Raw genomic sequence first — 21195 nt, 5'->3', positions numbered from 1 at the left:
CGGCGGGGGTGCACGGGTGTTTCACACACCCCCGCCGTCGCTTCTATCGCATCGTTGAAAGGATGCAACCATGCTGCTACCCGATTCCAAGACCGAGCTCGTCCGCCGTGGCAACAAGGTCGTTTACGACCTGGGCGACAAGATCGTTAAGGTCTTTAACGAGACCAAGCCTGTCTCCGACGTGTTCAACGAGGCTTTGAATCTTGCCCGCATCAATGAGTGCGGCATCCGCAGCCCCAAGGCTCTCGAGGTTTCCCAGCTCGAGAACGCCAACGGCTGGGCGCTCGTGACCGAGAAGGTTCCGGGCACCACCCTTGCCGAGAAGATGACTGCCGAGCCCCAGCGCTTTGGTGAGTACCTCGAGATGTTCGTCGACCTCCAGATCGAGATCCACGGCTACACCTCCCCGCTGCTCAACCGTCAGCGCGACAAGTACGCCCGCATGATCGACAGCCTTGATCAGCTCAATGCCACCACGCGCTACAACCTTCAGGAGCGTCTGGACGGCATGACCAAGGAGTTCAAGGTCTGCCACGGCGACTTCAACCCCTCCAACGTCATCGTCGGCGACGACGGCCAGCTCTATGTGTGCGACTGGGCACACGCCACCCAGGGCTCCCCTGCTGCCGACGTTGCCACCACCTACCTGCTCTTTGCCCTCAACAGCAAGGATCAGGCCGAGGCCTACCTGGAGCTCTACTGCGACCGCGCCGACATGCCCATGCAGGTCGTGCGTCAGTGGACGAGCATCGTCGCCGCTTCCGAGCTCGCTCGTAAGCGCAACGTGAACGATGAGTTCCTGAAGAACTGGATCGACGTCGTCGATTATCAGTAATATCTGAGCGATTTATTTCGCATCGGAGGCACAAGGAAAACCCCGCAGCTCTCATGGGCTATGGGGTTTTCCTTTTAGATATCGAGGATGCCACAAGATAAAAGGACGGCCCCGCATCTCCCCGATCTGGAGAAATGCGGGGCCGTCCCGTCTATCGAACTACAAGCGAAATCGTCGATTAACGGCGTGCTGCCTTCACAAGCTCGGCGACCTTGGCGACGACCTCGTCGATCGCCACATCCTCGCGCTCACCCGTGGCACGGTCCTTGAGCTCAACGGTGCCATTCTTAAGGCCACGCTTACCCAGAACGACCTGATACGGGAAGCCCATAAGGTCGTTGTCGGCAAACTTAAAGCCGGGACGCTCGTCGCGGTCGTCGACGACGACCTCGATACCCTCGGCGCACAGGCCATCAACGATCTGCTCGCAGACGGTAGCGCACTCCTCCTTCTTGGGATCGAGCGGAATCACCGCGACCTCGTACGGGGCAACGGAGACCGGCCAGACAATGCCATGCTCGTCGTTGTGCTGCTCCACGACCGCAGCGAGCGAGCGGGACACGCCCACGCCATAGCAACCCATGATGAGCGGCTTCTCCTTGCCGTCCTCGTCCATAAAGGTGGCACCCATGGCCTCGGAATACTTGGTGCCCAGCTGGAAGACCTGAGAGACCTCGATGCCGCGGGCTGCGGAGAGCGGCTTGCCGCAGTGCGGGCAGGGATCGCCGGCGACAACGGTAACCAGGTCGGCCCACTCGTCAACGGTAAAGTCGCGCTCGGGGCAGGCACCGGTAAAGTGATAGTCGACCTCATTGGCGCCGCAGGCCCACTGCTTGGACTCACGCAGGCTCTCGTCGCAGACCAGACGAATGCCCTCGGGCAGATTAACCGGCCCGATAAAGCCCTTGTGCAGACCGTTCGCCTGAAGCTCCTCGTCGGTCATCATGCGATAACCCTTGCCAAAGACATGCTCGGCCTTGCAATCGTTGAGCTCGTGGTCGCCCGGAACAATGGCCACGACGGGCTTACCCTCGGCGTCGATGAGTGCCAGCGACTTGCGCGTACCGTTCTCGGGGAAGCCGAAGAACTTTGCAACGGCCTCGATGGTACCCATGCCCGGAGTCTCGACCTTGGTAAGCGTACCGTCGCCAGGACCCTCGGTCACAACGACCTTGGTGCTTGCGGCCTCATCGTCGGCAGCGAAGCCGCAATCGTCGCAGTAGACGAGCGAAGCCTCGCCGGCGTCAGCCAAAGCCATGTACTCGACGGAGGTATCGCCACCGATCTCACCGGAGTCGGCAACAACGGGCAGGGCCTTGATATAGCAGCGCTCGCAGATGTTAGCGTAGGCCTGCTTCATCTTGTCGTACTCCTCCTGCAGGCTCTCCTGCGTGGCGGAGAAGCTGTAGGCGTCCTTCATGATGAACTCGCGACCGCGCATCAGGCCAAAGCGGGGGCGGAACTCGTCGCGGAACTTGTCCTGAATGTGGTACAGGTTGACGGGCAGCTGCTTATAGGAGCGCAGCTCGTTGCGCACCAAGGCCGTGACGGTCTCCTCGTGCGTGGGGCCCAGGACGAACTCGCGACCATGACGGTCGTCAAAGCGCACAAGCTCCTTACCATAGGCGTCGATGCGGCCGGACTCGCGCCACAACTCGGCGTCGACCATGATAGGCATCATAAGCTCCTGGGCGCCGGCGGCGTCCATCTCGTCGCGCACGATGTTCTCGATCTTGCGAATCGAGCGCCAAGCAAGCGGCAGGTAGGAATATAGACCGGCGGCCTCCTTGCGGATCATGCCGGCACGGAGCAGCAGACGGTGGCTGGCGAGCTCAGCGTCCGCCGGATCCTCTTTAAGCGTCGGCGCATAAAGCTTAGACATATACATTGCTCGGGTCATTTATTTCTCCTCAATAAGCTTGTCGACCTCGGCCATAAGCGCGTCGACAATTTGGTCCTCAGCTACTTTACCAATGATCTGGCCATGCGAAAAGAGCAAGGCCTGACCACGTCCGCAAGCAACGCCCAGATCGGCATCAGAAGCCTCGCCGGGGCCATTAACGGCACATCCCATCACAGCGATCGAAAGCGGCGCGGAGTAGTTCTTAAGCCGCTCGGTAACCTCCTCGGCAATGGGAATAAGGTTAACCTGGCAGCGGGCGCATGTGGGGCACGAGACAATCTCGGGGCCACGGCGACGCAGGCCCAACGACTGCAGAATACCCCAGGCAACCGGCGGCTCCTCAACCGGATCGGCTGTGAGCGACACACGCATGGTGTCGCCAATGCCTTCGGAAAGCAAGATACCCAAGCCTACAGAGCTCTTGATGGTGCCCTGGAGCTTGGTCCCCGCCTCCGTCACGCCCAGGTGAAGCGGAACGTGGGGAATCTCACGCGACAGGGCTCGATAGGTATCGAGCGTCGTCTGTACGCTATGGGCCTTGGCGGAAAGCACTATGTTGGTAAACCCACGATCCTCAAAGTGCCGCACAAAGCGCTCGCTCGACATCACGAGCTTTTCGGGCTGCGTGAGGTCATCGCGCTCGGCGATATCCTGCTCAAGCGAACCGGCATTGACGCCGATACGAATCGCACAGCCCGCAGCACCCGCAGCATCAATCACCGCGTCGACCTTAGCCCAATCGCCGATATTGCCGGGATTGATGCGAAGCTTGGCGGCACCAGCCTCGACGGCGCCGATGGCGAGCTTATGGTTAAAGTGAATATCGGCGACGATCGGCACCGGAGACTCGGCACAGATGATGCGGAAACCCTCAAGCGCGGCCTCGGTGGGCACGCTCACACGCACGATATCGCAGCCAGCCTGCGCCAACGCGCACACTTGCGCAAGCGTTGCCTGGGCGTCAGCGGTATCGGTGCAGGTCATGGATTGGACCACCACCGGCGCGCCGCCACCGATCTGCACACCGCCCACATGCACGGGGCGCGTCAACTCGCGAGGCAAAGGATGGGATAAAGACAATCCAAACACTCCCCTACAGGATAAATCGAAGGACGTCGGTACGAAGCATATAGACAAACAGCAGCGCAAAGAGCGCGATGCCCACATAGCTCACAATCGTCTGGACCTTGAGCGGAAGCTCGCGGCCAGCAATCTTTTGAATGATCTCGATGACCAGCTTGCCGCCATCGAGTGGTGGGATGGGCAGCAGGTTCATAAAGCCAAGCGAGAACGAAATGAGGGCGGCAAACGAAAGGAACGTGGCAGGGCCGGCAGCAGCAGCCTGTGAGGACATAACGCTAATGCCCACGATCGAAGAAGACTGATCGAGAATCTCCATCGTATGCTGCGGCTGGAGCAGGCGCATCACGCCCTCCGCTGTCTGCACGACATAGGAGAACGAAAGGCGAGCCGACGTGATGGGGTCTAAACGGACCACCTGCGTAGAGGCATACACACCTAGGCGCTCGTCCTCTTTGAGCGCAACCGAGGTCGAATGCTGCTTGCCGTCGCGCTCATACTCAATGGCGATATCGTCCTTACCGGCGGCCTTGCCGATGGCATCGTAAACGTCCATCCAGGTAGAGCACGATACTCCGTCAACCGAAAGGATCGCGTCGCCGCCCTCGATACCCGCCTTGGCGGCAATAGACCCCTCGTCAACCTGACCGATCACGTTGGTATCCATCGGCACGGTGACACCCGCAATAGAGTAGATGCTCATAAGCAGCAAAAAGCCCGTCAGGATATTGACGAGAATGCCCGCGAGCAGCATAAAGGCGCGCTTGAGAAAACCCTGGCCCAGATAGGTATGCGAACGCTCTTGCGCAAGGAACTCGGCTTCGCCGCACGGCAGCTCCCACACATCGCCCTCGGTAGTCGCATGCTCTCGATCGAAACGGCGGCCGTCAAAGGTGGTGTAACCCGCCGCATCTCGTGGCAGCGTCTGATACTTGGCGGGATAGTAGCTCGGCGAGGGCTTCTCCCCTTCCTCATACCAAGGCGCGATAGAGCCCCAACCCAAGAGCAAGGCGCATGCCTCGAGCACAACCTCCTCGGATAGCTCGAGCTCGGCGGCAAGGTCGGCCACGGTCACGCGACCATGACGATAGATAGCCGCGAGCACGCGATCGGCGCACGAGACGTCGGTCGGATCCATACCGCAGATGGCAGCGTAGCCACCCAGCAGCAGCGGGGTCACGCCAAACTTGGTTCCAATGCGACGTGACGTGTAATGGATGTCAAAGCGACACGGCAGGCCCAAAAAGAACTCGGTCACGCGGACGCCGCAGGCACGCGCCGCCAAAAAGTGGCCGCCCTCGTGCAAAAACACAAGGACGGAAAGCATCAGCAGGCCCCAAAAGACCGATGAGAGAACGCTCAGAACAGTATCCATAAAACGAAAAAGCAATCCTTATGGGTTAGGAACGGGTTGCGGCGAGCACCTGCGCAGCCTTTTCACGCGCCCATGCATCGATGTCGCGAAGCTGCTCAAACGAATCGACCGCCTGCATATCGTGGGAATCCATGCAGGATTCCACAATGCGATCGATATCGGTAAAGCTGCAGCCATCGTTCAGGAAGGCATCGACGGCGACCTCGTTGGCGGCATTGAGCACGCACGGCATGGTGCCACCCGTCTTGCCGGCACGTTCGGCCAGTGCCAGACAGCGGAAGGTATCCATGTCGGCAGCATCAAACGTGAGCTGCCCCAGCTCGCGGAAATCGATACGAGGCGCCGGGGTATCCCAACGCTCGGGATACGAGAACGCGAACTGGATGGGAATACGCATGTCGGAAGCACCGAGATGCGCCATCACGGAGCCGTCGGCGAACTCGACCATAGAGTGAATCTTGGACTGACGCTGCACGACCACGTTAATGAAATCGAGGTCGCAGTTAAACAGATGCATGGCCTCAATGCGCTCCAGGCCCTTGTTCATGAGGGTGGCGGAGTCGATGGTGATCTTGGCACCCATGGCCCACGTGGGATGTGCGAGGGCATCGGCACGCGTCACGCGGTCGAGCTCGTCGCGGGTGCGGCCAAAGAACGGACCGCCCGAGCAGGTGAGCCAAATACAATGAGCCTCGCGTGGGTTCTCCCCCAGATAGCACTGGTAGATGGCGGAGTGCTCAGAGTCGACTGGAATAAGCTGGCCCGGTTGCGCCAACGGCATAAGCAAGTCGCCGCCGACGACGAGGGACTCCTTGTTGGCAAGGGCAAGACGCTTATTCGAGGTCAAGGCCGCATGGCTCGCCTCGAGACCGGCGGCGCCCACAATAGCGACGAGCACGCAGTCGACATCGTCGCGACGCGCGAGCTCGCAAACCGCCTGCGCGCCAACGCCGAGCTTCGTTCCCTCGGGCAACTCCTGCAGCACGGCGTCATCGCCATGAGCGACATCGGCCACGGCAACCGCTGGAACCGAGAACTCGCGGGCAGCGGCAACGAGCTCGGAGGTACTGGAGTTAACGGACAGCGCCGTCACCTGCAGGCGATCGGCATGCTGGCGGCACACATCGAGCGCCTGGGTGCCGATAGAGCCCGTACAACCCAGGATGGCAACACGGAGACGTCCATCGGGGCCATACGTCGTCTGGAAGGACATTACAGCACGCCTCCGATCATCAAAAGCAGCTGCGCGGTAACGCAGCCAAAGATAAGCGAATCGCTACGATCGAGCATGCCGCCGTGGCCCGGGATAAGGTTACCGGAATCCTTAACGCCCACACCGCGCTTGATGCGCGACTCGATGAGGTCTCCGATAACGCCCAGGACGGACACGACCACGCCGCACAGCAGCGCATAGGGCAGGCTGAGCTTGTAGAAGTGCGTCGCCCACAGGATGAGCCAAATCAAAACCGAGCCCAGGATGCCGCCGACAAACCCCTCCCAGCTCTTTTTGGGAGAGATCTTGGGAACCATCTTGTGCTTGCCGATACGGCTACCCACGATGTAGGCAAACGAATCGGAGACCCAAAGGGACGCGCAAACGCCCACCGAAAGCAGGGCGCCGGCAAAACCGGGCACGGCATCGCGCAGCAGCACGATAGCCGACAGCATAAAGCCAGTGTAGATGGGACCCATGAGCGTCACGGCCACATCAGAGATGCGGGTACGCGGCGACCAAACATACCAAATGCCCACAGCGAGCATCAGGGCAAAAAGCAGGGCATTCAGCAACATCGAATCGCCCAACGCCGACAGCGGAAAGAGTACGGCGGCAGCGATACCCATGCGCTCGTTAGCCATCTTGCCATCGAGCCTTGTCATACGGAAAAACTCATAGCAGCACAGGCCGCTCATGACAGAAACAAAGATGGCCGTGGGCACAATACCCAAAACCAGGCACAGGATAAAGACAACGGCATAGACGATACCGGCGGCGGCACGGGTGATAAAGCCGGCAAGCCACGAACCGGTGCCATTCTTCGCTGCGGGCGCTCCCGCAGCGACAGCCTTGCGCTCAGATGTCTTGGGAGCAATTGCCTTGGGACGATCGGACACGATTAAGCCTCCTCGGTCTTGCTCAGACCACCAAACCTACGGTCACGGCCCTGATAGGCCAAAATGGCGTCGACAAGGCCCCAACGATCAAAGTCGGGCCAATAGGTATCGGTGACGTAGAACTCGGAATAAGCCACCTGCCACAGCAGATAGTTCGAAAGGCGCAGCTCACCAGAGGTGCGAATCACAAGCTCAGGATCGGGAAGACCGGCGGTATAAAGGTGAGAAGCCACCATGTCGTCATCAATTGCGGCAGGATCAATCTTACCGGCGGCAACGTCGAGCGCGATCTGACGGACAGCGCGGGTAATCTCGGCACGCGCGCCGTAGTTGACAGCAAGCGCCAGCGTCATACCGGTGTGATCGGCGCACTCGGCAAGACCGCGTTCAAAAACGTCGCGGGTCTTCTTGGGCAGCGCGGAAATATCACCCAAAAAGACAACGCGCACGTTTTCGCGCTTCAGAAGCGGCAACTCGTCGATGAACGTCTTGGCAAACAGGTGCATCAAGACGTTGACCTCATGCTGCGGGCGGTTCCAGTTTTCGGTAGAAAACGCATAGGCCGAAAGCACGTCGACGCCCAGGCGCACGCAGGCGGTAATGATCTCGCGCAGCGAGACGATACCCGCCTTGTGGCCCTCGGTGCGTGCAAGACCGCGCGACGTGGCCCAACGACCGTTGCCGTCCATGATGCACGAGATATGGTGCGGAATGTTATTGAGGTCAAGGTCGGAAAAACCGACGCCCGCAGGGGCGTCGGCAAAGTACTCGACCAGTTTATGCTCGTCGTATTGCACCTTAGATCTCCATGACCTCGGCTTCTTTTTCCTTCAGAAGCTCCTCGACCTTGGCGACATACTCATCGGTGTGCTTCTGGACCTTAGCCTGCTCGCGACGGACATCGTCCTCGGTGAGCTCCTCATCGCGCTCGAGCTTGTTGTTGAAGTCGCGACGGATGTTACGGATAGACACCTTGGCCTGCTCGGCGTACTCGCGGCACTCCTTGACGAGCTCGCGACGGCGCTCCTCGGTGGGAGCCGGGAACGGCAGACGAACGACGGTGCCATCGGAGTTGGGGGTAATACCCAGATCGGAAGCGCCGATGGCCTTGACGATAGCGTTGATGAGCGCCTTGTCCCATGGCTCGATGAGCAGCATGTGGGCCTCGGGGGTCTTGACGGCGGCAACCTGCGTGACCGGCGTGGGAACACCGTAATAATCGACGGTGATGTCGGACAGAATGTTGGCATTGGCGCGGCCGGTACGGACCTTGGAGAAGTTATGCTTGAGGGACTCGAGCGACTTGTCCATATGGGCGGTGATGTTCTCTGCCATGCTTAATCCTCCTGATAGACGAGCGTGCCGACGGGCTCACCCGAAAGCGCGCGCTTGACGGTGTCCTCGCCATCGATGTTGAGGACCAAAATCGGCATACGGTTGTCCTGGCACAGTGCCGTAGCCGTGGAATCCATAACCTGCAGACCGCGGACGAGAACCTCGTGATAGGTAATCTTGTCAAAACGGACGGCGTCGGCGCACTTGACGGGATCCTTATCGTAGATGCCGTCAACCTTGGTGGCTTTAATCAGAATCTCGGCGCCGATCTCGCACGCACGAAGAGCCGCGGCGGTGTCGGTCGTAAAGTACGGATTGCCCGAACCGGCGGCAAAAATAACGACGTTGCCCTTGGAAAGGTGGTTGATGGCGCGACGGCGAATATAGGGCTCGCAGATCTCGTTCATCTGGATAGCGCTCATCACGCGGCAGGGAACATCGTTATGCTCGAAGGCATCCTGCAGGGCGAGCGCGTTCATAACGGTTGCCAGCATGCCCATGTAGTCGGCCTGAGCACGCTCCATGCCACCGGCAGCGCCAGCCATGCCGCGGAAAATATTGCCGCCGCCGACAACGACGCCGACCTCATGGCCAACGGCGAGCAGCTCCTTGACCTGCTTAGCAAGATGGTCGGTAACCTTGGGGTCGATGCCATATTGGCCGTCGCCCATCAGCGCTTCGCCGGAAAGCTTAAGAAGCACGCGTTTATATCGGATGTCGGACAAAGCGATCCTCCTTTAGATTGAACTCTCAACATTCTATCAAAGGCTCTGATAAGAGCCATGAAAAAGCAGGCTGCGAGTAAAACCCACAGCCTGCTCATTACCAGCTACAAGAGCTTATTTATTCGCCACGGACCAGACGGTCAAAGGCAACGACGGTAATGGTGTCGCCGAGCTCCTTGGAGACCTGCTCAGCGTACTTCTTGATGGTGAGGGAGCTGTCCTTGATGAACTCCTGCTCGGTGAGCACGGACTGCTTGTAGAACTTCTCCAGACGGCCGACAGCCATCTTCTCCTGAATAGCCTCGGGCTTGCCGGACTCGGCAGCCTGGGCCATGTAGATCTGCTTCTCGTGCTCGACGGTCTCGGCCGGAACCTGATCGCGGGTAGCGCAGATCGGGGCGACGGCGGCAACCTGAAGGGCAACGTCGTGAGCGAAGGTCTTGAAGGACTCAGCCTGAGCGGTCTCGGCCTTCTCGAAGGCGAACTCGACGAGGACGCCGATCTTACCACCCATGTGGATGTAAGAAGCGAGCGCGCCGTTCTCGGCCTTGCGGGCAGCGAAGCGGGAGATCTTCATGTTCTCGCCCATGATGTGAATCATCTCGGTGAGCTCGGAGGAAACGGTCTCCTCGCCCATCGGCTTCTCGAGCAGAGCGTCGACGTCAGCAGGCTCGGTGGTAGCGACAACCTCAGCGACCTTGGAAGCAAAGCCAGTGAACTTGGCGTTGGAGCCAACGAAGTCGGTCTCGCAGGAGAGCTCGAGCAGAGCGCCGGTCTTGCCATCCTCGGAGACGAACGCGGCGACAGCGCCCTCGTTGGTCTCACGGCCAGCCTTCTTGGCAGCCTTGGCAAGGCCGTTCTTACGCAGAACGTCGACAGCGGCGTCCATGTCGCCGTCAGCCTCGACGAGAGCCTTCTTGCACTCCATCATCGGGGAGTCGGTCATCTCGCGGAGCTGCTTGACCATAGCGGCGGTAATCTGGGCCATTGTGGTTCCTTTCAAAGAGATGAAAAAGAATTAACTAAGACTGATTTACTCGGCCTTGGGCTCAGCGGCCATCTCGGCCTCGGAGACCTGCTCCTTGCCGGAGCCAGCGAGGCAGGCGTCAGCCATGAGCTCGCACATAAGGGTGACAGCGGAGATAGCGTCATCGTTGCAGGGGATGCCGTACTCGACCTCGTCGGGATCGGAGTTGGTGTCGATCAGAGCGACGACGGGGATGTTCAGGCGCTGAGCCTCCTTGATGGCGTTCTCCTCGCGCTTGGTGTCGATGACGAAGAGAGCCTGGGGCAGACCCTTCATGTCGCGGGCGCCACCGAGGTTGGTCTGGAGCTTGGTGAGCTCCTTGCCGAGAACAGCCTGCTCCTTCTTGGGCAGAACAGCCATGCGGCCGTCCTCGACCATGGCCTCGAGCTCCTCCATGCGGTTGATGCGGGAGCGGATGGTGACGAAGTTGGTCAGCATACCGCCGAGCCAACGCTGGTTGATGTAAGGCATGTTGGCGCGCTCAGCAGCGTTCTTGACGGCCTCCTGAGCCTGCTTCTTGGTGCCGACGAACAGCACGTTGCCACCCTTGGCGACGTTCTTGACGAAGGTGTAGGCCTGGTCGGCGTCGAGGATGGTCTGCTTGAGGTCGAGGATGTAGATGCCGTTGCGCTCACCGAAGATGAACGGCTTCATCTTGGGGTTCCAGCGACGGGTCTGGTGACCGAAGTGGCAGCCGGCCTCGAGCAGGGTGCGGATATTAATCTTGGTAGCCATGTTAAACCTCCTGTGGTTTGCCTCCGCGCGGGGTCATCCTCCAAAACCAACCCGGACATGTGCTACCAAAGCCCGGGCACCACGGTATGAAGTAGCCGCGCGTGCGTGATAAAAACATGTTGCCGTGAAGCAACCCGATGAATGATAGCAGGAATGCCTCTTCCTGCCAACCCGCAATCAAAACCACACACCTGAGTGCGGCGCGGGACGTCCCAGCCACTATTCGCCGCGGGGATGGGCTTGAGCCACAGCCCGCTTAAGCCGATCGGGTGTGAGATGCGTGTAGATCTGCGTCGTGGACAGGCTCGCATGACCTAGCAGCTCTTGAACCGAGCGCAGGTCCGCACCGCCCTCGAGCAAGTCGGTCGCAAAGGTATGGCGCATCGCATGCGGGGCGATGTCAGCCGGAATGCCGGCGAGCGTCGCCAGCGTATGGAACCGCCGCCGGAGCATCGCGGCGCTCATGCGATTGCCGCGCGCCGATATAAGCAGCGGATGCGGCCCGGTAGCGAGGTCGCGGCGCTTTGCCCGAGCGAGCAACTCCGGCCTCCCCTCTTCAATATAGAGACGCGTCACATCGAGCGCACGACGATACAGAGGAACGATGCGCTCCTTGCTTCCCTTGCCCCACAGGCGCAGCGTGCGCTCGGACCATGAGATGGATTCCACATTGAGCGCCGCAAGCTCTGAGATGCGGGCACCCGAGGCATAGAGCAACTCAAGCATCGCCGCATCGCGCAGTCCCGCGGGCGTCGAGGTATCAGGCGTCTTGAGCAGCGCCTCAACCTGCTGGGTCGTAAGGACACCCGGCAGGTCACGCGGCAGCTTGGGCGATGCGATCGCCGAGACCGCATCGCCCTCGACAATCCCCTCGGCAGCCATCCAGCGATAGAGAGATCGAATAGCCGACAGGTGCGCCGCAAGCGTTCGGGGAGCCACCTGCTCACGCGAAAGCTCGGCAAGATAGCGACGAATGGTGCGCACGTCGGCAGCGAAAGCATCGATATCCTCGCGCTCGCACCAGGCAGCGAAGCGCTCCAGCCTCGAGCCATAGGCCGTCACCGTGTTGGGAGAAAGTCCCTCGACGCGTGCGATATAGGCGATAAACGAGTCGACGGTGTCGTACAGGTCAAAGGCTATGACCGGTCGCCTCCAAACAAGTCGGAACGCGTGGCCAAGTAGGCATCGAGGGCCTCGAGCGCACGGTCCGCATAGGCCTGATAGCGGTCGCGCTTGCTGCGGCGCTTACCGTCCTCGAGCGGCGGCACCAGGCCAAAGTTGACATGTATAGGCTGATAGCCCACGGTGGCAGGATCGGTCGCGTAGCCCACGAGCGCACCCAGGGCACCCACACGCGGCAACTCGACGCCCGCGGCACCGATAGCCTCGGCATAGGTGTTGAGCGCCGCGAGCAGACCTGTCGCCACGGCTTCCATGTATCCCTCGGTACCGGTGATCTGACCGGCCAGACGCACGCCGGTACCGGGCACGGCAAAGGTGCCATCGAGCACGTGCGGGGCGTCGACAAAGGTATTGCGGTGCATGACACCGTAGCGGAAGAACTCAGCGTTCTCCAGGCCCGGCACCATATGGAAGACGCGCTTCTGCTCGCCAAAGGTCAAGTTGGTCTGGAAGCCCACCAGGTTATAGGCGGTCTTCTCCTTGTTCTCGGCACGCAGCTGAATCGCCGCCCAGGGGCGACGTCCGGTACGCGGGTCGGTGAGGCCGACGGGCTTCATGGCGCCAAAGCGAATGGCGTCCTTGCCGGTGCGCGCAACTTCCTCGGCAGGCTGGCAGGCCTGGAACAGATCGCCGCCCTCAAAGTCTTTGAGCACCACGCGGTCGGCCGTGGTAAGCGCCTCGATAAAGGCCTCGTACTCCTCCTTGTTGAGCGGAGCGTTGAGATAGTCGCCGCTCCCCTGCTCCTCGTAGCGCGACTGCGAGAACAGCACGTCCATATCGAGCGTGGAGGCATCGACGATCGGCGCCGCGGCATCGAAGAACGCAAGGGCGTCGCCACCGACGAGCTTCATGACCTCTTCGCTCAGCGCCGGTGAACACAGCGGGCCCGCGGCAATGACCACGTGACCCTCGGGAATCTGCGTGACCTCGCCGTGCACGACCTCGATATTGGGACGAGCGGCAACCTCGGCCTCGACAAGCTCGGAAAACTTGACGCGGTCGACCGCCAAGGCGCCACCGGCGGGAACAGCCGCGCGATGGGCGCAATCGAGCAGGACTGAACCCATGCGCTCAAGCTCAGCTTTCAGCAAACCAGCCGCGGAATCCGGACGGGTCGACTTAAACGAATTGGAGCAGACGAGCTCTGCCAGATGATCGGTATGGTGGGCCGGGGAGCTCACCTGGGGGCGCATCTCGCACAGCTTTACGGCAAACCCGCGGTCTGCAAGCTGGATCGCGCACTCCGAACCCGCCAGACCGCCACCGATAACCGTCACCTGATCGAACTGCATCTGCAAACACCTTTCTAATTGACACGTTTTCCATTGTGACCGAAGGGTGTCTGGGCGTGAAGGGCAAACTTGGAGGGCGCATACCTTCCATCCATCATGCGCTCGATAAGGCCCTCGAGTTCAAGCGAACCCAAGAGTTTGAGTACGCCGACAGCATCGAGCGAGACGAGCGCCGCAATGTCGTCGACCTTGAGTGGAGAGGCGATGAGCGCATGCATCACGGTCTGCTGCGTTGGATTCAGGTCGGCAATGCCGGGAGCATCGGGGCGCGAGTAGCGCAGGGTGCCGTAGATGCGTGAGATAGCCATCTCGATAGATTCCTCGTCGATGATGCAGCAGGCACCGTTCGCAATGAGGTAATTCGTGCCACGCGACTCGGGCGATAGGATCGACCCCGGCACGGCAAGAAGTTCGCGCCCCAAATCCATAGCAGCCTCGGCTGTGGAAAACGTCCCAGAAGGCATACCCGCCTCGGATACAAAGAGGGCTTGCGACAGGGCCGCGATTACGCGATTGCGGCGCGGAAAGGCGAACTTGCGCGGACCCATGCCCCACGGAGAGATCGACACGACCGCGCCACCCGTATCAAGCGTGCGCGTAATCAGCCCCGCGCTCGAACGCGGGTAGACCACGTCGGCGCCCGTCCCCAGCACCACAACGTGTTTGCCGCCGGCGTTGACCGCAGCCCAACCCGAGGCCTGGTCACAACCGACCGCACCGCCCGAAACTACCGTCACTCCCGCCTCAACCGCCACCTTCGCCGCAAGCTCTGCCACGGCAAGACCATACGGCGAGGCCTTTCGCGCACCGATGATGGAGAGCGCGGGCGTCGAAAGCGCCTCGGGGTTGCCGCGCACATAGAGCGTCTGAGGTACATCAGAAAGCTCCAAAACGGTCTCGGGATACAACGCGTCACCTGGATGCAGCTCGAAGGTCCCCTCAACCATCATTGGTCCCTCCTTCCCTGGTACATCGCCGCCTCGAGCACGTGGTCCTGCGTCACCTGCTCGCTCTCGGCGACATCTGCGATCGTGCGCGCAATGCGAACAAGGCGCACGATGCCACGCCCTGTGAGATGCGTGCGCTTCGACAGGCCGAGCACACACTTCTCCGCCGCATCATCGAGCTCAAAGGTCGAAACGACGCCGTCAATGGACCGTGTCTCGTCATCCTCGGCCTCGGCATCCGCATCGTCCATGCGGGATTCGCGCCAAGCGCGAAAGGCGCGACCGCGCACAACGTAGTCACGTAACTCGGCCGACGACATGCCCTCCGCACCCTCGATAATCACTTGAGGGTCGGGACGGGTCACATCAATCATCATGTCGATACGGTCGGCCAAAGGACCGCGCAGTTTAGACCGATAGCGCTCGACCATCGCCGCCGAGCAGCGACACGGCACCTCGCGATCGCCCAAAAAGCCGCAGGGGCAGGGATTGCTCGCAGCCAGCAGCTGAAAGCGCGACGGGAAGGAAAAAGCCCCGTCGACGCGTACGATCCTCACGTAGCCGCGCTCGATGGGCTGACGCAGCGTCTGCAGCACGCCCGTGGGAAACTCGGCAAGCTCGTCCAAAAAGAGCACGCCGCCATGAGCAAGGCTGATCTCACCCGGGTGCACCGGGCGCCCACCGCCGATAAGGCCTGCGGTCGAAATACTGTGGTGGGGACTGCGGAAGGGGCGGTGCCCCGCCAACAAGCCATCAATGTTCTCACCCAAAACCGAATGGATGCACAGTGCCTCCTGCTGATCCTCAACGGAAAGCTCGGGTAGGATGCCGGTCATACGGCGTGCGAGCATCGTCTTGCCCGATCCCGGAGACCCGATCATGAGCAAGCCGAGTTCTCCTGCCGCCGCAAGCGCCATGCCGCGTTTAGCGACTTCCTGCCCCAGCACGTCGGCATAGTCGAGCTCTGGCTCAAAGGTCGCCTCGACGCCCTCGGAATCCAAGTAGTGCCGCGCGGCATCGCCCATACCATGAGCAAGCTGAGACAAATGATCGATAAAGCCGCAATCCACGCCCGCGAGTGGCACATGCTGGTCGGACCTGCCGGCGATAAAAGACAGCCCCATGTCGCGAGCCAATAGCTGAAACGCTACCTCGCCCTTGACAGGAAGCACCGTACCGTCCAAGCCAAGCTCACCAGCGATAAGACAACGATCGAGGTTGTCGCAGGGAATCTGACCATCGGCCGCCAGAACCGCGATGGCGATGGGCAGATCAAAGCCACTTCCAGTCTTGCGAATATCGCCGGGCGCCAGATTGACCGTAATGCCCGAGCGTGGGATCTCAAAGCCGGCCGAGCGCATCGCGCAGCGAATACGACCGCGTGACTCCATCACCTCCATACTCGGAATACCGAGCATCTGAATGCCCGGAACGCCACCGGCAAGCGAGACCTCGACCGTGACGTGAATCGCCTCGACGCCACGAATGCAGGCCGCGTGAACGGCAAACGTCTCGAACGCCATCACGAAACCTGCCAATCGAACGCGTTGTACTGATGCTCGATCTCGGCGATATGCCCGCCGCGAATTGTGACACCCACGGCATCGAAGCGAATCGCCTTGAGCGGATAATGCTCCATAAGATAGCAGCTTGCGATGCGGCGGTAGCGGCGTTGCTTTTGGGCGTCCACGGCCTCCTCGGGAAAGACCCGCGTGTTGCAATCCAGTGCGACGCGTCTGGTCTTGACCTCGGCCATCACCACGACATCGTCGAGCTCATCGAGCAGCACCAGATCGGCCTCGCCCTCGGTGCAACGATAACCCTGCTCCAGCAAGGTGTAGCCGCGCTCGTTAAAGTAGTCGATGGTGATCAGCTCGCCCAGCATGCCCAGCTCGCGGGGACTGAGTCCCTTGATAAACTCGGGCGTCATCGCCCCGCAGTCGAGCTCGCCGTTTTCCCAACGCTCCTTGAGCTGCTGCGTCTTGCTCTTTTTGCTTGCGGCACTCATGGGGTCTCCTTTCCCGCACACTGCATTGCCCCGATGATGAGGGCACCTTTCATGCGGGTAAGTACCGGAAGCAAACCAAAAGCTGACCAAATGCCGACAAAAAACGGGCCGTACGCAGCAATGCTGTTGCATACGGCCCGCTACCAGCAGGTTTATAAAACCCCAGAGGTCCCTGTCTCCACAATTGACCTAGAAAAGGCGCTCAGTCTGCAGAAAGTTTCCGCAAAAGCTCACGCGGTGCAGCGGACAAAGTCCATGTTTGCGAATGGCCTCGATGTGCACGGGGCTCGCATAGCCCTTCGACTCGGCCAGATGGTACTCGGGGTACTCGGCGTCGTACTCGACCATCATCTCGTCACGCGTGACCTTGGCCATGATGGACGCCGCGGCGATGCAGGCGATCTTGGCATCGCCCTTCACCACATCGCGCTCGTTGGGAACGGCGCCCAAGGGGTTGCCATCCATGAGGACGCAGTCGGGCTCGAGCCCCGTATCGGCCACGGCGCCCGCAACGGCGGTACGGATAGCACGGGCCATGCCCATCTCATCGATATCCTTAGGCGCGATATGGCAAAAACCGATCGCCGTCGCCACCTCGGCGATCTTCACAGAGAGCAGCTCGCGGCGCGCGGGCGTGAGCTTTTTGGAATCGTTGATGCCCCAGACGCGCGGCTCCATAGGAAGGCAAACGGCGCATACCGTCAAAGGACCGGCCACCGAGCCGCGACCCACCTCGTCGACGCCCACGACCACGCCATCCCCACCGAGCTCGCGCATCAGCTCGTACATGCCGTTGACGCGCTCGCGCTCGGCAAGTTCCTTGGCATGGCGCTTAAGAGCACGCTCACAAGCCTTGATCACCTGCTGACGCGGGTCCTCGCGATAATGCTCCACGAGGGCGGGAATCTCCTCAAACGTGGCGCTCGCCAGCTCGCCGGCAACCTGCGAAGCCGAAACCGAGCTCGTCATGTTGGCCATATCGGGGCCTCCTTGCATGCAAATCAGATAAAAAGAAGGGCCACCCGAAGGTGACCCTTGTGTCCAAACGAGTGGACAGACGCTGCGATCTTCTTAGCGCTTCTCGGGGATGCGAGCAGCCTTGCCCACCTTGTCGCGGAGGTAGTACAGCTTGGCGCGACGGACGCGACCATGACGAACGACCTCGAGCTTGGCGATCTTGGGGCTGTGAAGCGGGAAGGTACGCTCAACACCGACACCGAAGGACATCTTGCGGACGGTGAAGGTCTCGCGGGCACCGGCGCCGGCCATGCGGATGACGTCGCCCTGGAAGACCTGGATGCGCTCGCGGTCGCCTTCCTTAATGCGGTAGTGAACCTTGACGTTGTCGGCGACGCGAACCTGAGGAATGTCCTCGCGGATCTGCTGACGCTCGATTGCGCGGATGTAATCCATGTGCAATTCCTTACTCTTCTAGAGGTGCCGTACCACCTTGGCCGGCACGTAGTTGAACAAACGTATTCGAGTATACACGCGCGGGTTTCTGCTGCAAGAACAATTTTTTACGCAGACAAAAAGACAAAACCCGCACATGATAGCCGCCCGCCTCACGAATGAGACGGACGGCATGAGGGGGGCTACGCTAGGCGTCTAAACCCAAAACGTTAGGCGAAACGCTTGGTCTCGAGCTTGGCCTGAGCGGCAGCCAGGCGTGCAAGGGGCACGCGATAGGGCGAGCAGGACACGTAGTCCACGTCGGCCACGTTAAACAGGCCCTTGATGGACTTGGGGTCGCCACCGTGCTCGCCGCACACGCCAAAGTGCATGTCGGGGTTGGTGGCGCGGCCCTTCTCGACAGCCATGCGCACCAGTTCGAGTACTGCCGTGTCGATGGTCTCGAAGGGATTGTCCTTCAAGATCTTCTTGTGCATGTACAGCGGGATGAACTTGGCCTCGGCATCGTCACGCGAGAAACCGAAGGTCGTCTGCGTGAGGTCGTTGGTGCCAAAGCAGAAGAAGTCTGCGTGATGGGCGATCTCGTCAGCGACCATGCAGGCGCGCGGCAGCTCGAGCATCGTGCCCACGGGAATGTTGAGCTCGACGCCTTCCTCGGCGGAAACCTCGGCGATCACGCGCTCGATAACCTCGCGGGTCTGAACATGCTCGGCCGTGATGGAGACGAGCGGAACCATGATCTCGGGACGCGGATCGACGCCCTCCTTGATGAGGCGAGCGGCAGCCGTGGCGACGGCGCGGACCTGCATGAGCGGCAGATCGCTAAAGACGACGGACAGGCGCACGCCGCGTAGGCCGAGCATCGGGTTGGACTCGACCATGCCGTCGATACGACGCAGGCGGGCGCGCATGGCTGCAAGCTCTTCCTCGCTGGCGCCGGCGGCTTCCTTCTTGGTGACGGCGACCTCGAGGTCGCGAGGATTATCCAGGAACTCATGAAGCGGCGGATCGAGCAGGCGGACGACCACATCGCGACCGGACATGGTCTTGAACATCGCCAGGAAGTCCTCGGTCTGAACCTTGAGCAGGTCGGCCAGGGCCTGCTGCTTCACGGCTTCATCATCGGACAGGATAAAGCTCTGGATGATGTTCTTGCGGTCGCCCAGGAACATGTGCTCGGTGCGGCACAGGCCGATGGCCTCGGCGCCAAACTCGAGCGCGAGCGCGGCATCCTCGGGGTTGTCGGCATTAACGCGCACATGGTTGGCATGGCCACCGGTCTCGTCCAGGCGAATCTCGTCGGCCCAGGACAGGATGGTGTCCAGGTCGCCAGTAAGCTCGGCGGAGACCAGGTCGACGGGACCGTCGACGACGATGCCCTGGGTGCCGTCGATGGAGATGACATCGCCCTCGTGCAATACGCGGTCGCTGCCCTCGATGCGCACGACCTTCTCGGCGGCGTCGATGTGGAAGCGCTCAACGCCGCAGACGCAGGGCGTACCCATGCCGCGGGCGATAACGGCGGCATGGCTCGTCTTGCCACCGTGGCTGGTCAGGATGCCCTCGGCGGCGACCATGCCCTTCAGGTCGTCGGGGTTGGTCTCCCAACGAACCAGAATGACCTTGTGACCCTCGGCGGAACGCGCGACAGCGTCGTCGCTCGAGAACACGACCTCGCCCACGGCGGCACCGGGGCTGGCATTAAGACCACTGGCGAGAGCCTCGTACTTCTTGGAGGCGTCAAACTGCGGGTGAAGGAGCTGGTCGAGTTGCGCGGGATCGATGCGGCTCACGGCCTCTTCGCGGGTGATCAGGCCTTCCTCGACCATTTCGATGGCGATGCGCAGGGCGGCGGTGGCGGTACGCTTGCCCACGCGGGTCTGGAGCATCCAGAGCTTGCCCTGCTCGATGGTGAACTCGATATCGCACATATCGCGGTAATGATCCTCGAGCGTCAGGAACACGCGCTCGAGCTCCTCACCTGCAGACTCGAGGCCCGGGGTGGTCTTGAGGTCGGCGATAGGCTCGGTGTTGCGGATACCGGCGACGACGTCCTCGCCCTGGGCATTAACCAAAAAGTCACCGTAGAACTCCTTGGTGCCGTCGGCCGGATTACGCGTAAAGGCGACGCCCGTCGCAGAGGTCTCGCCCTTGTTGCCAAAGGCCATGGCCTGCACGTTGACGGCGGTGCCGAGGTCGTCGGAAATGCCATGCTGCTTGCGGTAGATGCAGGCGCGCTCGTTCATCCAGCTGCCAAAGACGGCCTGGATTGCAAGGCGTAGCTGAAGCTCCGGGTCGTGCGGGAAAACGGGCTTGCCGTCAGCGACCTCGAGCTCGGGATACAGGGAGGCATCGACGTTCTCGGAGAAGATGCCCTTAAAGGTCTCGACGAGTTCCTGCAGGTCCTCGGCCGAAAGCTCGGAGTCGATGCGGACGCCAGCGACCAGGCGTGCCTGGGTCAGCGCGTTCTCGAACAGGTCGGCGTCGACGCCCATAACGACGTTGGAGAACATCTGGATAAAGCGGCGGTAGCTATCCCAGGCAAAACGCGGGTTTTGCGTCTGGGCGATGAGACCCTGAACGGAGTCGTCGTTGAGACCCAAGTTGAGGACCGTGTCCATCATGCCGGGCATGGAGAACGGAGCGCCCGAACGAACCGACACGAGCAGCGGGTCGGAGGCGTCGCCGAGCTTTTTGCCGCAGCGGGCCTCGAGATCGGCCTCGGCGGCAACGATCTCATCGAGTGCGCCCTCGGGCCACACGTTGCCGGCACCGGAGTACTCGACGCAAGTCTGGCAGGTAATAGTAAAGCCACCGGGAACCGGCAGGCCGATACGGCTCATCTCGGCAAGGTTAGCGCCCTTGCCGCCAAGCACGAAGTTCATGGACTTGTCGCCCTCGGTGACACAGGCGCCCTGGGCGTCGGTTCCAAAACGGTAAACCCTCTTGCAATCGCTCACGATACTTCCCCTTCCATGCACTCTCGCGCACGACCGTGGTGACGAATCGACCCGCCGGATGCGGGCCGTGAGGGTACTATACGGCGGGCATTGAGCGGGCTTGCGTAGAGGGCGCGGGGTTTGGTAAACGTGGTAAATGTGGCGGTAAACGGTAGGTAAAGGTGGTTACCTTATGAAGATACCAATGCAGGAAGCTTAGAGGTCAAATGCCAGTTTCTTGCTAAATCGCTTTACCAATATCGTGCATTATTTTTAGCTAGTCTTAT

19 protein-coding genes are annotated in these 21195 nt (G+C 60.9%); 1 reads left to right on the top strand and 18 read right to left on the bottom strand.

Annotated elements, in window-relative coordinates; translation table 11 throughout:
- The first annotated feature begins 70 nt into the window (after positions 1 to 70).
- The gene (locus tag ABCN01_RS02615) at positions 71 to 835 is read left to right on the top strand and encodes an aminoglycoside phosphotransferase family protein (protein ID WP_035138543.1); all 765 of its coding nucleotides are present in this window, start codon (positions 71 to 73) and stop codon (positions 833 to 835) included.
- A 178-nt stretch (positions 836 to 1013) separates the two neighbouring features.
- Here ABCN01_RS02615 and ABCN01_RS02610 read toward each other — a convergent pair whose 3' ends face one another.
- From ABCN01_RS02610 to ppdK, 18 genes are all read right to left on the bottom strand, one after another.
- Positions 1014 to 2723 (bottom strand): proline--tRNA ligase, encoded by a 1710-nt coding sequence (locus ABCN01_RS02610; protein ID WP_342996397.1) that lies wholly within the window; start codon positions 2721 to 2723, stop codon positions 1014 to 1016.
- Between the two features lie 12 nt (positions 2724 to 2735).
- Entirely contained in the window at positions 2736 to 3818 is a 1083-nt protein-coding gene (ispG, locus tag ABCN01_RS02605; protein WP_343014178.1) for a flavodoxin-dependent (E)-4-hydroxy-3-methylbut-2-enyl-diphosphate synthase, read from the bottom strand.
- Between the two features lie 13 nt (positions 3819 to 3831).
- Positions 3832 to 5193, bottom strand: coding sequence for a M50 family metallopeptidase (locus tag ABCN01_RS02600; protein ID WP_342996331.1), 1362 nt, complete (start codon positions 5191 to 5193; stop codon positions 3832 to 3834).
- A gap of 25 nt (positions 5194 to 5218) precedes the next feature.
- Positions 5219 to 6406, bottom strand: a complete 1188-nt coding sequence (gene dxr, locus ABCN01_RS02595) for a 1-deoxy-D-xylulose-5-phosphate reductoisomerase (RefSeq protein WP_161115623.1) — start codon at positions 6404 to 6406, stop codon at positions 5219 to 5221.
- On the bottom strand, positions 6406 to 7305 hold the full coding sequence (locus ABCN01_RS02590) for a phosphatidate cytidylyltransferase (protein ID WP_342996332.1): 900 nt from the start codon (positions 7303 to 7305) through the stop codon (positions 6406 to 6408). Before ABCN01_RS02590 ends, dxr begins: the two co-directional genes overlap by 1 nt.
- Before the next feature lie 2 nt (positions 7306 to 7307).
- Positions 7308 to 8102: an undecaprenyl pyrophosphate synthase gene (locus ABCN01_RS02585; protein ID WP_055285137.1), complete on the bottom strand. Its 795-nt coding sequence runs from the start codon at positions 8100 to 8102 to the stop codon at positions 7308 to 7310.
- A 1-nt stretch (position 8103) separates the two neighbouring features.
- Positions 8104 to 8640, bottom strand: coding sequence for a ribosome recycling factor (gene frr, locus ABCN01_RS02580; protein WP_006236112.1), 537 nt, complete (start codon positions 8638 to 8640; stop codon positions 8104 to 8106).
- A 2-nt stretch (positions 8641 to 8642) separates the two neighbouring features.
- Positions 8643 to 9365, bottom strand: a complete 723-nt coding sequence (pyrH, locus tag ABCN01_RS02575) for a UMP kinase (protein WP_035138557.1) — start codon at positions 9363 to 9365, stop codon at positions 8643 to 8645.
- Between the two features lie 118 nt (positions 9366 to 9483).
- Complete coding sequence (gene tsf / locus ABCN01_RS02570; RefSeq protein ID WP_022094736.1) at positions 9484 to 10353, bottom strand: translation elongation factor Ts; 870 nt, start codon at positions 10351 to 10353, stop codon at positions 9484 to 9486.
- 45 nt (positions 10354 to 10398) lie between these two features.
- Positions 10399 to 11127 carry a 30S ribosomal protein S2 gene (gene rpsB / locus ABCN01_RS02565; protein ID WP_006236109.1) on the bottom strand — a complete coding sequence of 243 codons (729 nt, stop codon included), beginning with the start codon at positions 11125 to 11127 and terminating at the stop codon, positions 10399 to 10401.
- A 219-nt stretch (positions 11128 to 11346) separates the two neighbouring features.
- Complete coding sequence (locus tag ABCN01_RS02560; protein ID WP_192934391.1) at positions 11347 to 12255, bottom strand: tyrosine recombinase; 909 nt, start codon at positions 12253 to 12255, stop codon at positions 11347 to 11349.
- Between the two features lie 8 nt (positions 12256 to 12263).
- Positions 12264 to 13601: a methylenetetrahydrofolate--tRNA-(uracil(54)-C(5))-methyltransferase (FADH(2)-oxidizing) TrmFO gene (trmFO, locus tag ABCN01_RS02555; protein WP_342996334.1), complete on the bottom strand. Its 1338-nt coding sequence runs from the start codon at positions 13599 to 13601 to the stop codon at positions 12264 to 12266.
- Positions 13602 to 13615: 14 nt separating this feature from the next.
- Positions 13616 to 14551: a DNA-processing protein DprA gene (locus ABCN01_RS02550; RefSeq protein ID WP_342996335.1), complete on the bottom strand. Its 936-nt coding sequence runs from the start codon at positions 14549 to 14551 to the stop codon at positions 13616 to 13618.
- Complete coding sequence (locus ABCN01_RS02545; protein ID WP_342996336.1) at positions 14548 to 16071, bottom strand: YifB family Mg chelatase-like AAA ATPase; 1524 nt, start codon at positions 16069 to 16071, stop codon at positions 14548 to 14550. The genes ABCN01_RS02550 and ABCN01_RS02545 overlap by 4 nt, the downstream gene beginning before the upstream one ends.
- Complete coding sequence (locus ABCN01_RS02540; RefSeq protein WP_006236100.1) at positions 16071 to 16556, bottom strand: YraN family protein; 486 nt, start codon at positions 16554 to 16556, stop codon at positions 16071 to 16073. The genes ABCN01_RS02545 and ABCN01_RS02540 overlap by 1 nt, the downstream gene beginning before the upstream one ends.
- 189 nt (positions 16557 to 16745) lie before the next feature.
- Positions 16746 to 17534 carry a ribonuclease HII gene (locus ABCN01_RS02535; protein WP_342996337.1) on the bottom strand — a complete coding sequence of 263 codons (789 nt, stop codon included), beginning with the start codon at positions 17532 to 17534 and terminating at the stop codon, positions 16746 to 16748.
- 93 nt (positions 17535 to 17627) lie between these two features.
- The gene (gene rplS, locus ABCN01_RS02530; RefSeq protein WP_006236098.1) at positions 17628 to 17969 is read right to left on the bottom strand and encodes a 50S ribosomal protein L19; all 342 of its coding nucleotides are present in this window, start codon (positions 17967 to 17969) and stop codon (positions 17628 to 17630) included.
- Between the two features lie 209 nt (positions 17970 to 18178).
- A complete protein-coding gene (gene ppdK / locus ABCN01_RS02525; protein ID WP_342996338.1) occupies positions 18179 to 20929 on the bottom strand; it encodes a pyruvate, phosphate dikinase in 2751 nt (916 codons plus the stop codon).
- Positions 20930 to 21195 lie beyond the last annotated feature (266 nt).

The organism is Collinsella aerofaciens (genome assembly GCF_039062365.1).
Classification (GTDB): domain Bacteria; phylum Actinomycetota; class Coriobacteriia; order Coriobacteriales; family Coriobacteriaceae; genus Collinsella.
This window is presented reverse-complemented; position numbering and strand designations above follow the sequence as displayed.

Coding starts and splice junctions, on each gene's coding strand:
- ABCN01_RS02615 (WP_035138543.1), top strand. CDS start 71: ATGCTGCTACCCGATTCCAAGACCGAGCTCGTCCGCCGTGGCAACAAG.
- ABCN01_RS02610 (WP_342996397.1), bottom strand. CDS start 2,723: ATGTATATGTCTAAGCTTTATGCGCCGACGCTTAAAGAGGATCCGGCG.
- ABCN01_RS02600 (WP_342996331.1), bottom strand. CDS start 5,193: ATGGATACTGTTCTGAGCGTTCTCTCATCGGTCTTTTGGGGCCTGCTG.
- dxr (WP_161115623.1), bottom strand. CDS start 6,406: ATGTCCTTCCAGACGACGTATGGCCCCGATGGACGTCTCCGTGTTGCC.
- frr (WP_006236112.1), bottom strand. CDS start 8,640: ATGGCAGAGAACATCACCGCCCATATGGACAAGTCGCTCGAGTCCCTC.
- tsf (WP_022094736.1), bottom strand. CDS start 10,353: ATGGCCCAGATTACCGCCGCTATGGTCAAGCAGCTCCGCGAGATGACC.
- rpsB (WP_006236109.1), bottom strand. CDS start 11,127: ATGGCTACCAAGATTAATATCCGCACCCTGCTCGAGGCCGGCTGCCAC.
- trmFO (WP_342996334.1), bottom strand. CDS start 13,601: ATGCAGTTCGATCAGGTGACGGTTATCGGTGGCGGTCTGGCGGGTTCG.
- ABCN01_RS02550 (WP_342996335.1), bottom strand. CDS start 14,551: ATGATGGTTGAGGGGACCTTCGAGCTGCATCCAGGTGACGCGTTGTAT.
- ABCN01_RS02545 (WP_342996336.1), bottom strand. CDS start 16,071: ATGGCGTTCGAGACGTTTGCCGTTCACGCGGCCTGCATTCGTGGCGTC.
- ABCN01_RS02540 (WP_006236100.1), bottom strand. CDS start 16,556: ATGAGTGCCGCAAGCAAAAAGAGCAAGACGCAGCAGCTCAAGGAGCGT.
- ABCN01_RS02535 (WP_342996337.1), bottom strand. CDS start 17,534: ATGGCCAACATGACGAGCTCGGTTTCGGCTTCGCAGGTTGCCGGCGAG.
- rplS (WP_006236098.1), bottom strand. CDS start 17,969: ATGGATTACATCCGCGCAATCGAGCGTCAGCAGATCCGCGAGGACATT.